The organism is Mesorhizobium sp. M6A.T.Ce.TU.002.03.1.1 (assembly GCF_003997275.1).
Lineage (GTDB): Bacteria > Pseudomonadota > Alphaproteobacteria > Rhizobiales > Rhizobiaceae > Mesorhizobium > Mesorhizobium mediterraneum.
Genome location: NZ_RZTI01000014.1, coordinates 26,752 through 40,098, shown reverse-complemented (window position 1 = coordinate 40,098; position 13,347 = coordinate 26,752). Strand labels below are relative to the sequence as shown.

The following is a 13,347-nucleotide window of genomic DNA, read 5'->3' as shown; positions in this document are numbered from 1 at the left end:
AATATCAACGCTGCAGGGGGACGCAGTGACTGCCGCCGCCATACTTGAAATCTGCGACATCTCGAAATCCTTCGGCGCCATCAAAGCGCTGACCGGGGTTGATTTCACGCTGCAGGGGGGTGAAATTCACGCGCTGTGCGGCGAGAATGGCGCGGGCAAATCCACGCTGATGAATATCATCGCCGGCATTGTGCAACCCGACGAAGGCACCATCCGTCTCGAAGGCAAGGACGTCACCATCGCATCGCCATCCGCCGCGCAGCGGCTTGGCATAGGCCTTGTCCATCAGGAAATTGCGCTCTGCCAGGATGCTACGGTCGCCGAGAATATTCTCATGGCGGCGATCAACAATCGGCGCGCGCCGCTGATGAACTTTCGCCGGCTCTACGCCGATGCGCAAAAGATAATGGACCTGCTGGCGCCGATCCCGGTCGAGACGCCGGTCGCCTATCTTTCGATTTCCAACCAGCAACTTGTGGAAATCGCCAAGGCGTTGACGCTCGAATGCCGCGTGCTGATGCTCGACGAGCCGACAGCCGCCCTGACCGAGACCGAGGCGCGGCGCCTTTTCGCAATTGTGCGCGATCTCAAGGCGCGCGGAATTTCAATCATCTACATCAGCCACCGCATGGCCGAGATCTTCAGCCTGTGCGACCGCGTCACGGTCTTTCGTGACGGCAGATATGTGGCGACCGATTCTATCGCTTCGGTCACTCCCAATGATGTCGTGCGCAAGATGGTCGGGCGCGAAATCACGCAGCTCTATCCGCAAAAGCTCTCGCCTGAGCGGCGCAGCGATCGCCCTGTCCTGTCGGTCGGGAATCTCACCTATCGACAGGGTTCCGACGGCGTCAGCTTCGCGCTTCGTGCAGGCGAAATTCTTGGCATTGGCGGATTGATTGGCGCCGGCCGCAGCGAGATGGTTCAGACCGTCTGCGGCTTGCGCCCGAAAGTGTCGGGATCGGTCGAACTCAATGGCGAGCCGGTCAGCATCAGGAACTACAGCGATGCAGTGCGCGCGGGCCTGGTCTATCTCTCCGAGGACCGCAAGGCGTCGGGCCTGTTCCTGGACCTGTCGATTGCGTCGAACATCTCCGCGCTGGACCTTCGGAAACTGACCACACCCCTTGGGCTGCTCGATCGCCGCGCCGAGGCAAAGCAAGCCACCGAGCTGGTGGAGCGCCACGGTGTGCGCATGGGCGGCATCGAGACACAGGTGTCGACGCTTAGTGGTGGCAATCAGCAGAAAGTAGCCATCGCCAGGCTTCTTTCCGTTGGCCCCAAAGTGGTCATTCTGGACGAGCCCACACGCGGGGTCGATGTCGGCGCCAAAGTGGAAATCCATCGCCTGCTTCGCGACCTTGCCGAGCGAGGCGTCGGCGTCATCGTGATTTCATCCGAGCTTCCGGAATTGATCGGGCTCAGCGACCGGGTGCTCGTCATACACGAAGGGGCCATCGTCGGCGAAATAGGGGCGGACGAATTGACTGAAGAGGCGATCATGCTGCTGGCGTCGGGTGTCCGGCAGCAACGATCAAACGCAAGGCAGGCCCACAATGTCGCTTAGACAGACCGGAAGAACCCTCATGGACGCTGAAATCAAGGCGAGCGCCCCGGGGCTTGGCGGGCGCAACTGGCTGCGTCTGGGGTCAATGCGCGAAGCGGGGCTGATCGCAATCATGCTGGCGCTGTGCGTCGCCATGACATTTGCCTCGCCGCATTTCCTGACCTGGGGAAATTTCCGGGCCATGCTGATGAGCTTCTCCATTGAAGGCATCGTCGTGGTCGGCATGACGATACTCCTCATTGTCGGCGGCATTGATCTTTCCGTCGGGTCGGTGGTCTGCTTCTCCATGGTCGTGTCAGGCGCTCTCTTCCTGATGGGACTGGACCCGTGGACCGCGAGCCTCATTGGCATAGGCGCCAGCGCGCTGATCGGCGCGGCGATGGGCTTCTTCGTGACCGTCATCGGGCTCAATCACTTCATCACATCGCTGGCGGCAATGGTCATCGTGCGCGGCCTTTGCCTTGTCATCACCAAGGGAACTCCGCTTTCGCTGTTCACCCTGCCGCCCGGGTTCAAGGCGATCGGCCAGGGCAGCTTCGGCAACGTGCCTTATGTCATCGTCATCTTTGTCGTGGTCGTGGCCATCTTCGATTTCCTGCTTCGGCGCGCCACCGCGTTCCGCAAGGTCTTCTATACCGGCAGCAACGAGAAGGCGGCTCAGTTTTCGGGCATCAAGACCAAGCAGGTCAAATTCTGGGTCACGGTCCTCTGCTCGACCCTCGCGGGCTTTGCCGGCGTCATCTACATGTCGCGGTTTGGCGCTGCGACCCCGACCTTCGGCGCCGGCATGGAGCTCAACATCATCGCGGCGGCCGTGATTGGCGGGGCATCGCTCAATGGCGGCTCGGGCACCATCTTCGGCGCCATACTGGGCATGGCGCTGCTCTCCGTCGTCACAAGCTCGCTGATCCTGCTCGACGTCTCCGTCTATTGGCAGGACATGATCAAGGGATGCATCCTGCTCGCGGCGGTATCCATCGACCATTTCCTGCACAGCAGGAAATCCTGAGCAGCAGCGCAAGAGTTGAGCATCCATCATGTCACCAACCAATTCGCGGGACGACATCACAATCGTCCGCCAGATGTATCAGGCGCTTGTGCTTCATTACATGGAAGGCAAGACGCAGGCTGAAATCGCCAAGGAGCTCGGCATCTCGCATGCGACGGTCAACCGGCTGATCAAACGCGGTCACCAACTCGGGCTTGTCGAGATCAAGATCAAGTCGCCGATCGAGCAACTGGTCGACATCGAGGCGCGACTTGTCGCGATAGGTGGCATCCAAAGGGCCGTCGTCGTCCCTTCCGTATCGGACAATCCGCAGACCGCGCTCCAGCGCGTCGGCGAGGCCGCGGCCCGGCTGGTGCTCGAGACGATCAAGGACGGCGATACGATTTCCATAACCGGGGGCAAGGGGGTGAGTGCCGTCGTCGCCGGCCTCAAGCCGAACCGCAGCTATGACGTCGAGGTCGTTCCCGCGACCGGCCTGGTCCAGGGCAAGCATTACACAGACGTCAATCATGTCGCGTCGCTGATGGCCGACAAGCTCGGCGGGCGCGCCTATCAGATTCACGCGCCGCTGTTTGCCGACAGCCCGGCCCAACGCGACATGTTGATGGGCGTCCGGGCCGTATCGGATGTCTTCAGCAAGGCGCGGGAAGCAACGCTTGCGGTTGTCGGCATCGGCTCCATCCTGACCGACGATTCGAGCTACTACGATCTGCACCCGTCCTCGAGCGCCGACCGGCTGGCCATCGAGCGCTCGGGCGCGGCGGGCGAGCTGCTCGCCCATCTCATAGACGGCAACGGCAAGCTCGCGGACTACCGCCTCAACCACTCGCTCGTTTCGCTGACGCTCGAGGAATTCGCGACCATTCCGCAATCGATCGGGGTCGCCAGCGGCGCAAGCAAGGTGGTCCCGATCCTCAGTGCCATGCGCGGCTCCCACCTCGATACGCTCGTCACCGACGAAACCACCGGCTTGAAAATCCTCGAGCTCGCCGAAGGAAATGCAGCATGAATTCTCGACAGATCACCCGCTCAATCGGCAAGTCCGGCGTTGTCACTTCGGCGGTCGGGCTCGGCACCTGGGCCATCGGCGGCTGGATGTGGGGTGGCACCGATGAAGCAGAATCGATCGCTGCGATCCAGGCGTCCATCGAAGCCGGCGTCTCGCTGATCGACACCGCGCCGGCTTACGGTCTCGGCCGCAGCGAGGAGATCGTCGGCAAGGCCATCAAGGGCCGGCGCGATCGCGCGGTCATCGCCACCAAATGTGGCCTGAACTGGCATTCGAAAAAGGGCAACCACTTCTTCGATCAGGACGGAAAGCCCGTGAACCGATATCTGAGCGCCGACGGCATCGCTTATGAAGTGGAGCAGAGCCTAAGGCGGCTCGGCACCGATTATATCGATCTCTACATCACTCATTGGCAGGACCCGACGACCCCCATTGCCGAGACAATGGAAGCGCTCGAACGCCTCAAATCAGCTGGCAAGATCCGCGCCATCGGCGCAAGCAATCTCAACGCCGCCGAGCTGCAGCAGTATGTAGAAGCTGGCCAGCTCGACGCGATCCAGGAGAGATATTCGATGCTGGATCGCGAGATTGAGCAGACATTGCTGCCGATCGCGCGCCGGCATCGAGTGGCTACGCTCAGTTACTCGTCGCTTGCGCTCGGCCTGCTTTCGGGTGCGATCGATCCGGCACGTGAGTTCAGCGGCGACGACCAGCGCAAAGACAATCCGCGCTTCTCTCAGGCCAACCGGCGCAAGATAGCCGCTTTGAAGCATGCCCTGACCCCAGTCGCGGAGGCCCACCAGGCAAGCATGGCGCAGATCGTCATCGCCTGGACGCTGGCGCAGCCCGGCATCACCTTCGCGTTGTGTGGAGCACGAAACGCGAAGCAGGCGGTCGACAATGCCAGGGCAGGGGAGATTTCGCTGAGCGCCGCGGAACTGACGGCCGTCGATGCGGCGGTGGCCGGGCATCTCGTGGCGATAGATGCGTGATCGAAAGCGCATCCTGAGATGAATCGCATCCAGACGATCGCCGGCTTGCGCGAGAACCCCGATGTTGACGTGCTCGTCATAGGCGGCGGCATTAACGGCATCAGCGTGTTTCGCGAACTCGCTTTGCAGGGCGTCGATGTGCTGCTCGCGGAAAAGGGCGATTACTGCTCCGGCGCCAGCGCAGCCCTCTCGCGCATGGTTCATGGCGGCTTGCGTTATCTTGAAAACGGTGAGTTCAAGCTGGTCCGCGAATCTCTGCTCGAACGCGACCGGCTGTTGAAGAACGCGCCGCACTATGTCGCGCCATTGCCAACCACGGTGCCGATCTTCGACCTGTTCTCAGGCATAGCAAATGGCGCAGTCCGCTTCCTTGGGCTAAGCCGTCGTCCGGGCCGGCGCGGCGCATTGGTCATCAAGACCGGCTTGGCGATGTATGACTTCTTCACCGCCGCACGGCGTGTCGTCCCGATGCATAAATTCAGAAGCCGCGCTGAGACACTCAAGGTCTGGCCTGCAATCAATCCTGCTATTCGAAATTCGGCGACATACTATGATGCCTGGGTCAGCCACCCCGAGCGGCTGGGTACCGAGATGCTGTGCGATACCATGAAGGAAAAGCCGTCCGCTCGGGCGCTCAACTATGCACGCGTATCGCTCGGTGACGCGAGCCTGGTGCTTAACGACGGACTATCCGGCGAAACGGTAGCCGTGAAGCCGCGGCTCGTCGTCAACGCAACAGGCGGCTGGATCGACCTGACCAATTCAGCGATCGGAGCCGTTGCGCCGAAGCTTATGGGCGGCACCAAAGGTTCGCATCTGATCGTCGACAATCGCGAGCTTCATGACGCGCTCGACGGGCACATGATCTATTATGAGAACGAGGACGGCCGGATCTGCATCCTGTTTCCCTATCTCGGCAACGTGCTGGTCGGGTCGACGGATATCCGTGTCGACGATCCCGACCAGGCGCGCTGCATGGATGACGAGCGGCAATACATTCTTCAGTCCCTGTCCTTCGTGTTTCCTGGGATAGAGATCGCCGATGCCGATATCGTCTTTCAGTTCACCGGAGTGAGGCCGCTGCCGATAAGCCAGGACAGTTTTACCGGGCGCATACCCCGCGATCATTTCTGCGAACTCGTCGAGGGCGCCGGTATGCTGCCGCCGACGCTCTGTATGATCGGCGGGAAGTGGACAACCTTCCGATCGTTTGGCGAACTGGCAGCGGATATCGTGCTTGAGCGATTGCGCCGACAGCGCGTCGTCGGCACCGAAAACATGCCGATCGGCGGCGGCCGGAATTTTCCGATTGCGCCGACAAAATGGTGCGCAGAGCGCGCGGCGGCACACGGCCTATCGCTCGACCGTATGCGCAGCCTTTTCGAGCGCTACGGTACCGCGGCGGATACCGTCGCCGCCTATATGGCAGCGGGACATGACGAACTCTTGCCCGGCAGCGACTACTCGGCCCGGGAGATTCAATATCTCATCGCCAATGAATATGTCGAACAGCTGGGGGACCTGCTGCTCCGTCGCACGACAATCGCCATTACCGGTGCGCTTTCGGCCGACCTTCTCGATGCGGTTCTCGACATTTTCGCTGTCGAAAAGAACTGGGACGCCGCGCGCAAGGCATTCGAGTGCACCGATTTCCTCGCCCTGTTGCAACGCCGGCACGGCGTCGATCTCGACCAGCTATCAAAAAAAGACCAAGGAAGGAGCGCCGAATGCGCATCAACAAGAAAGTCCGCATGAACCGGTTGTTCGGCGGAGCGCGCTGTCTCGACGTCGCAATCGACCATGGCGTGTGCAACGAGCCGTCGTTCCTGGAAGGGCTAGAGGATATGGCCGGCGTCGTCGCCCAGCTGGTCGCTGCGGGCCCGGACGCCATTCAGATGAATTATGGCCAGGCCGATCTGCTGCAGTCCTTGCCTGGCAAGGATAAGCCAGCATTGGTCATGCGCATAGATATGGGCAATCCATATAACAAAACCCGTCATCGTTCGATGTGGGCCATCCTGCAGAACGAAGCCGAGCCACTGATCGGCGCGCTGGAAATGGATGCAGCTTGCGTGGTCGTCAATCTATTCATGCTGCCCGATGAGCCGGACCTATTCAGGCAATGCGTCCACAACATTGCCCGCGTTCGCGCCGACTGCGAAAAATACGGCCTGCCGCTGATGATCGAGCCGCTGGCAATGCTGCCAAACTCGGAGCGCGGAGGCTACATGGTCGACGGCGATCCCGAAAAGATCGTCACCCTGACCCGGCTCGCAAGCGAGATGGGCGCCGATATTATCAAGGCGGACCCGACCACCGATCCGAACGACTTCCACCGGGTCGTGGCGGCGGCGCGCTGTCCTGTCCTTGTGCGCGGTGGGGGCAGGGAGGATTTGCGCGCCGTCTTCGACAAGTCGGCGGCGCTGATGGCGCAGGGCGCGGCAGGCATGGTCTATGGCCGCAACATATACCAGCATTCCAACCCTCGTGCCGTCGTCAGAGGATTGATGGCGATCATCCATGAGAATGCGGACGGCGCGGCGGCCTGGGAGCTCTACCAACAAGAATAACCTTAGGCAGCTTGGGAGGAGCTTCGATGCAGCAATACATTCTGGGTCTCGATGCGGGGAATACCGTCATCAAGGCCATCATCTTCGACGCCGCCGGTCGCGAGCTTGCGCTCGCCGCTCGGGACGGCCGCTCCTGCATGCCGAAGCCCGGCCATGTCGAACGGGATCTCGGCGAATTGTGGCGCAACGCCGTCGAGGTCATCCGCCAGTGCCTCGACCAGTCGGGCATCGACCCCCGCGACATCGCCGTGATCGGCTGCGCCGGCCACGGCAACGGGCTTTATGCGCTGGACCGCAGCGGCGACCCGCTGCTCGGCATCCAGTCGCTCGACACGCGCGGCGTCGGCATCGTGAGCGAATGGGCCGCCGCAGGCGTTGGCGACCGGACCTATGTCCATTGCCTGCAACGGCCCTGGGCGGCGCAGACGCCGACTCTGCTCGCGTGGCTCAAGCGTCATGACCCGGCGCTTTTTGCCCGAATGGGCACGGTTTTCCTGTGCAAGGATTTTGTCGTCAACCGCCTCACCGGCGCGCGCTCGACCGACACCTCGGATATGTCGGGCTGCGGGCTTTTGCACATGCCCGGCCGACGCTACGAGCGTGAGTTGCTGGCCGCCTACGGTCTCGACGATTGCATGGACCTGCTGCCCAACGTGCTGGAGGCCTCCGAGATCGCCGGCCATGTCACGCGCGATGTCGCCGCCGCCACCGGCCTTCGGGCGGGCACGCCTGTGGTGGCGGGCCTGTTCGACGTCGTCGCCAGCGCCATCGGTTCAGGCGTCACCAGCACCGGCGCCGCCTCCATCATTGCCGGCACCTGGAGCATCAACCAGGTTATCACCGAAGAGCCGATCCGCGATCCGTCGATCTTCATGCTGTCGACATTCGATCCGGTGCGCTACCTCGCCATCGAATCGAGCGCCACTTCGGCCGCAAATCTCGAGTGGATCGTGCGTGAGTTCTTCGAGCATGCGCCGGCAGGCGCATCGCCATTCGAGATATGCAGCGAGCTTGTTGCTTCCGTCGATCCCGCGGGAGACATGCCGATCTACCACCCATTCCTTTACGGCTCGCAGCAGAATGGCAAGGCGCGTGCAGGTTTCTACGGCATCGCCGGCTGGCACACGCGGGCGCATATGCTGCGCGCACTGTTCGAGGGTGTCGTCTTCGAACATCGGCGCCATGTCGAGACGCTGCGTCGAGCGGGAGCCACTGTCAGCCAGGCGGTCCTTTCGGGCGGCGGCTCGCGCAGCGCCATCTGGCCGCAGATATTTGCCGATGTGCTGAAAGTGCCGGTGACCGTGGCGCGCAGCCGCGAGACTGGTGCGCTGGGAGCTGCAATTGCAGCCGGGACCGGCGTCGGCTTGTTTGCCGACTTCTCTGCGGGCGCCGCCGCGATGACCGCGCCCGACCGCTTCTACAAGCCCAATAGCGAGATCGCACCGTTCTATGAGCAGCGCTATCGTCTGTATGGCGAGATCAACCAGGCCATGGGTCCGCTATGGGACAGGATGGCAAGCGAACGGACCTCTAATTGACACAGACCGTTGCCGATTTTGGACAATACGACTTCATCATCGTCGGCGCGGGTTCAGCCGGCTGCGTGCTGGCCAACAGACTGTCGGCCAATCCAGGCATGCGCGTGCTGCTTCTGGAGGCCGGCGGCAGTGACCGCTACCACTGGGTCAACATTCCCATCGGCTATCTCTATTGCATGGGCAACCCGCGCACCGATTGGCTAATGAAGACCGAGCCTGAAGCCGGGCTGAACGGTCGTGCGCTTAACTATCCGCGCGGCAAGCTTCTGGGCGGCTGCTCGTCGATCAACGGCATGATCTACATGCGCGGCCAGGCGGCCGACTATGACGGCTGGCGGCAAGCCGGAAATCTTGGTTGGGGCTGGGATGACGTGCTTCCATATTTCCGCAAGTCCGAGGACCATTTTGGCGGTGCCAACGACCTTCATGGCGCCGGTGGCGAATGGCGCGTCGAGCGCCAACGCCTGTCCTGGCCAATCCTGGATGCCTTCCGCGATGCTGCCGAGGAACTTGGCATCCCCCGGACCGAGGATTTCAACGGCGGGACCAACGAGGGGTCGGGCTATTTCGAGGTCAACCAGAGGAAGGGCGTGCGCTGGAATACCTCGAAAGCGTTCCTGCGGGACGTGCTCCGGCGGCCGAATTTGCGCGTCGTGACCGGCGCCGAGACCGAGAACCTAAATTTCGACGGAGCTTGCGTCACCGGCGTTGTCTTCCGCATGGGCGGTCAGTTGCATCGTGCGCGGGCAGGCGAGACGATACTTGCTGCTGGCGCGATCAATTCGCCGAAGCTGCTCGAGCTTTCCGGCGTCGGCCGACCTGCCGTGCTTGGCTCAGCAGGAATCCCGGTTCGCCACGCATTGGGTGGCGTCGGCGAGAACCTGCAGGATCATCTGCAGATCCGCACTGTCTTCAAGGTCGCCAATGCCTCGACGCTAAACCAGCGCTACCACAATCTGCTCAGCCGCGCGGCCATGGGCGTCGAATACGCCGTCCGTCGCACCGGACCGCTGTCGATGGCGCCGAGCCAGCTTGGCATCTTCGCCAGAAGCGACCCACGCCTGGAGACGCCCGATCTCGAATACCATGTTCAGCCGTTGAGCACCGACCGGCTGGGCGAGCCGCTGCATCGCTTCCCCGCGGTCACGGTTTCGGTCTGCAACCTCAGACCGGAAAGCCGCGGCACCGTCCACATGGAGACGCCCGATCCGCAGACTGCCCCGAAGATCCGGCCGAACTATTTGTCTACCGAGGGAGACCGGACGGTGGCTGTAGCATCGCTCCGCCATGTCCGCCGCTTGATGAAGGCGCGCGCCGTTGCGCGTTTCGCGCCTGAGGAAATGCTGCCCGGCGCACAATATGAAGGCGATGAAGATCTCGTCCGCAAGGCTGGCGATATCGGCACGACGATTTTCCACCCGGTTGGCACCTGCAAGATGGGCGCAGACCCGATGGCGGTTGTCGACGGCCGGCTGCGGGTGCACGGCATTTCAGGCCTGCGCATCGTCGATGCTTCGATTATGCCGACGATCGTTTCCGGCAACACCAACTCTCCAGTGGTGATGATCGCGGAGAAGGCATCGGAAATGATCTTGCAGGACGCAACCACGAGAATGATCCTCGGTGGCGCATCTGCGCCAAACTAGGCTGACACCTCTTGACTTGAGGATCAGTGTGCCGATGCGCCAATCGCGCCATCAGCGCCTTCGCGGCGATGAACCAAAGTAGCCAGCAGTGCCCAGTCCTGGGCTGGCACACCGCCGCGGGACGCTCGAATCGGCCAACAGCATCGGCGTATGGTCGAACTTCAGGTCCCTCAGAGGCTTCGCGGGCGACATGCCCAAACACTCATTGGCTGTTAAAAGCCGAGCGTCCCCTGGCGGATATCGGAGGGTGTCGCGCCGTAGAGCCGCCGGAAGGCGCGATGAAAGTAGGAGAGATCCCCGAAGCCGGCTTCGAATGCGATCGAGCTGATCGTCCAGTCGGCGTAACGTGGATCACTGAGGAGCCGACGGGCGCGCGCGAGACGCTGATCGAGCACGAAGGAGGAAAACGTCCTCCCCTCGGTCTCGAACAGCTTTTGAACGCAGCGTGGCGTGACGCCTTGGCGCAGTGCAACGGCGCCGACGGTGAGGTCGTGGTAGCCGAGATTGCTGACGATATCGGTCTTGACAGCCTTGAGCCGTGCTGCACGCAGGCCGCGACCTTCGGCGATCGCCGCGGCATCCCGGGTCGCGCCGATCGCCAGCGCGACGAGGTCTTGGATATGGGTTGCCGCAAGGTTCGCAACCGCTGGCGTTAAGGGCTGGTCCACATCCTCAAGTGTGGCAGCGTAGCTGACGAGCAATCGCAAGGAATCGACTGTCGACGGAATGGGTTTGCAGATCGCGTCCTCCACGTTGCCGACCATCGGGGCGAGCACATCGTGCGGGGTGCGAAAGGCGAGCCGGTGTTGACGTTCACGAGGAATTGCAAGGCCCGGCTCAGCACATGCAAACACTGCGGCCTCGCCCGCACTGATCGTGCACTCGCGGCCGATTTGGTCGACCGTTTGGGCGCCGGATAAAGCCACAAACAGAACGATGTCGTCGCTGTCGATCAGCGCCGGTGTGCGCCTGTACTGCATGCCGGCAGCTGCTCCACTGGCAATGTCAACACCGGGCAGCGCACGCAGCGTGATGCTTGCGTCAGGCGAGCTGTCCGGCACGGGGTCAATCTCGAATTTCGTAATCGCGCGCCCGAGCACTTCGCGCCAAAACTCGAAGCGGTCCGGCTCTGGCAACCCCTCGGTTGAAAAGCAGATTGACGCAAACTCGGCGGCTGAGGAGGCCATTTAAACCCTCTCTGTGCTTCCCGATTTGTGCGAGAATTGCAACTTATCGACGAGAAATACAACTTTCCAGTAAAAAATCACGTTTTCGCGCGAGTCCATAATCGCGTTCGCTTCTGCCCACGACTCGACGAGCCGGGTTCGGTAGCATCAACAAACATGGTGATCGCGCACGGTGAAAAACGCCACGACCTTTCGAAGCGATAGACGAAACGACGCTGCGATGGCCTGTTGATCCACGGCAGTTCTCCAAGTCTACGCAGCGCAGGAAGGAACCCGACGTTCCGTTTGGTGGCAGTATTCGACATGCGTTTGTCATGGCCGCCACAACTCAAGTCTCGCGGCGGCGAGGTTGCCCGGCCGTGCTTTGGCGCAAACGCCTTTGTGCTGCCTCTTTCCAGGGGGGCGCAGTGTCCTGATCCAAGCGAACGCACGAGCCGAGCCGCGAATGACTTCTGAGCAGAGGAGGAGCCAGATGATCTGGAAAATCCGAAGAGTGCACGTGGAATGGAGATTCGTCCACGAAGACGCTCTCAGTCCTCATTCATTCCCACCTCCCGTCAAGGCGTGCCGGGACGACGCTGCAAGATGGCGTCAGTGGTTGCGCGACCCACTCTCGCATCCAGATCTCGAGGTGATGTCGCTGACCCAACTCGCCGACCTCCCGTTCGACCCGCGTCGTTTCAGCCGGGAATGAGGCCGGCCAGTTCTGTTGTTTTCAAATGGACAGCCGCCATAGGCAAAAGGCTCACCTGGCCGCGAGAGTTTCCACTTCAATGCAAACAAAGTGGCTCACGATGAAACATGACATGTCGAACACCTTGCCGACATTTCCGACGTGCAAGACGTCCTGGCGATGACACTCGGCGTAGCGAAAACCCACGTACTTGGCGTCGCTGCAGAACTAGGCATTGCCGACCTGCTCAAGCACGGCCCCCGGTCGGTCGCGGAAATCGCCGCGACAACGAAGACAAATCAAGGCGCGCTGCTGCGTCTGATGCGCGTTCTGGCCAGCCTCGGTATTCTGGAAGAACCGACGCCCGGCATGTTCGTCAACACCAGCAAGGGGCGGCTCCTTCAGACTGGCGCGCCACGCTCGGTCCGCCACTATGCCATGCTGATGGCGCAGGAGTGCTTAGCCGCCTCGTGGCCGTACCTGCTGCACAGTGTGCGCACCGGCGAGAGCACGTTCGAGAAGACGAACGGCCATGGGACATACGAGTACTTCCGCATGAACCCAGCGGCGGGAGCAGTCATGAATCAGGCCATGAGCGAGATGTCCAGCCAGGAAGGCGTAGCCATTTGCGACGCCTACGAATTCGCACCGGACCTTTCGGTCGTCGACGTCGGCGGCGGGCGTGGCGGACTTTTGCTGAGCATTCTCGAAGCCCATCCGGGCATTAGGGGAACGCTGCTCGATCTGCCGCACGTGGCCACCGAGGCGCAGGAGATGCTGGCGGCGCGCGTCGTTGATCGGTGCAAGATCGTCGGCGGTGACTTCCTTCGTGAGGTCCCGGGTGGCGGTGATCTCTACATTCTGAAGCGCATTCTCGTAGACCAAACCGACGATACGGCAATGGCGGTGCTGCGGAACGTCCGCACCGCCATCGCCCCACAAGGCGCCCTGCTGATCGCCGACCCGGGCGTAGAGTCCCTCTACGGCCGGAGCTTCGACATGCTCATGCTCATGATTTTCGGGGGAAAGCTCCGCAGCGAGTCTGATCTTGCGGCGTTGTTGGAAAAAGCCGGCTTCCGGCTCACGCGAACGATGAAAACTGCATCTGCAATCCATCTGGTCGAAGCGGTGCCGATCTAGGCACTGAACTATCGCC

The 13,347-nt window shown here is 61.7% G+C and carries 10 protein-coding genes; 9 read left to right on the top strand and 1 reads right to left on the bottom strand.

The annotated features are described in order from the left end of the window. Positions 1–25: 25 nt before the first annotated feature. From EOC93_RS06995 to EOC93_RS06960, 8 genes are read left to right on the top strand one after another with little or no spacing between them, the layout of a single operon-like run. A complete protein-coding gene (locus EOC93_RS06995; RefSeq protein ID WP_127204215.1) occupies positions 26–1,567 on the top strand; it encodes a sugar ABC transporter ATP-binding protein in 1,542 nt (513 codons plus the stop codon). 19 nt (positions 1,568–1,586) lie between these two features. Continuing rightward, positions 1,587–2,576 (top strand): ABC transporter permease, encoded by a 990-nt coding sequence (locus tag EOC93_RS06990; protein ID WP_095486265.1) that lies wholly within the window; start codon positions 1,587–1,589, stop codon positions 2,574–2,576. A 28-nt stretch (positions 2,577–2,604) separates the two neighbouring features. Further along, complete coding sequence (locus EOC93_RS06985) at positions 2,605–3,585, top strand: sugar-binding transcriptional regulator (protein WP_127204214.1); 981 nt, start codon at positions 2,605–2,607, stop codon at positions 3,583–3,585. Further along, entirely contained in the window at positions 3,582–4,577 is a 996-nt protein-coding gene (locus EOC93_RS06980) for an aldo/keto reductase (RefSeq protein WP_095486267.1), read from the top strand. The genes EOC93_RS06985 and EOC93_RS06980 overlap by 4 nt, the downstream gene beginning before the upstream one ends. An 18-nt stretch (positions 4,578–4,595) precedes the next feature. Further along, on the top strand, positions 4,596–6,332 hold the full coding sequence (locus tag EOC93_RS06975) for a glycerol-3-phosphate dehydrogenase/oxidase (protein ID WP_127204213.1): 1,737 nt from the start codon (positions 4,596–4,598) through the stop codon (positions 6,330–6,332). Then, entirely contained in the window at positions 6,305–7,147 is an 843-nt protein-coding gene (locus EOC93_RS06970; protein WP_095486269.1) for a class I fructose-bisphosphate aldolase, read from the top strand. Before EOC93_RS06975 ends, EOC93_RS06970 begins: the two co-directional genes overlap by 28 nt. Before the next feature lie 26 nt (positions 7,148–7,173). Beyond that, positions 7,174–8,685, top strand: a complete 1,512-nt coding sequence (locus tag EOC93_RS06965; RefSeq protein WP_127204212.1) for an FGGY-family carbohydrate kinase — start codon at positions 7,174–7,176, stop codon at positions 8,683–8,685. After that, positions 8,682–10,331, top strand: a complete 1,650-nt coding sequence (locus EOC93_RS06960; RefSeq protein ID WP_127204211.1) for a GMC family oxidoreductase — start codon at positions 8,682–8,684, stop codon at positions 10,329–10,331. Before EOC93_RS06965 ends, EOC93_RS06960 begins: the two co-directional genes overlap by 4 nt. A 212-nt stretch (positions 10,332–10,543) precedes the next feature. Here EOC93_RS06960 and EOC93_RS06950 read toward each other — a convergent pair whose 3' ends face one another. Next, complete coding sequence (locus tag EOC93_RS06950; protein ID WP_127204210.1) at positions 10,544–11,518, bottom strand: AraC family transcriptional regulator; 975 nt, start codon at positions 11,516–11,518, stop codon at positions 10,544–10,546. Positions 11,519–12,371: 853 nt separating this feature from the next. Between EOC93_RS06950 and EOC93_RS06945 the strand changes: the two genes are divergently transcribed. Beyond that, the gene (locus tag EOC93_RS06945; RefSeq protein WP_127204209.1) at positions 12,372–13,331 is read left to right on the top strand and encodes a methyltransferase; all 960 of its coding nucleotides are present in this window, start codon (positions 12,372–12,374) and stop codon (positions 13,329–13,331) included. Positions 13,332–13,347: the final 16 nt, after the last annotated feature.

Bases quoted from the DNA above. Each gene is read 5' to 3' on its own strand.
- EOC93_RS06990 (WP_095486265.1), top strand. From the start codon at position 1,587: ATGGACGCTGAAATCAAGGCGAGCGCCCCGGGGCTTGGCGGGCGCAAC.
- EOC93_RS06945 (WP_127204209.1), top strand. From the start codon at position 12,372: ATGACACTCGGCGTAGCGAAAACCCACGTACTTGGCGTCGCTGCAGAA.
- EOC93_RS06980 (WP_095486267.1), top strand. From the start codon at position 3,582: ATGAATTCTCGACAGATCACCCGCTCAATCGGCAAGTCCGGCGTTGTC.
- EOC93_RS06985 (WP_127204214.1), top strand. From the start codon at position 2,605: ATGTCACCAACCAATTCGCGGGACGACATCACAATCGTCCGCCAGATG.
- EOC93_RS06970 (WP_095486269.1), top strand. From the start codon at position 6,305: ATGCGCATCAACAAGAAAGTCCGCATGAACCGGTTGTTCGGCGGAGCG.
- EOC93_RS06965 (WP_127204212.1), top strand. From the start codon at position 7,174: ATGCAGCAATACATTCTGGGTCTCGATGCGGGGAATACCGTCATCAAG.
- EOC93_RS06950 (WP_127204210.1), bottom strand. From the start codon at position 11,518: ATGGCCTCCTCAGCCGCCGAGTTTGCGTCAATCTGCTTTTCAACCGAG.
- EOC93_RS06975 (WP_127204213.1), top strand. From the start codon at position 4,596: ATGAATCGCATCCAGACGATCGCCGGCTTGCGCGAGAACCCCGATGTT.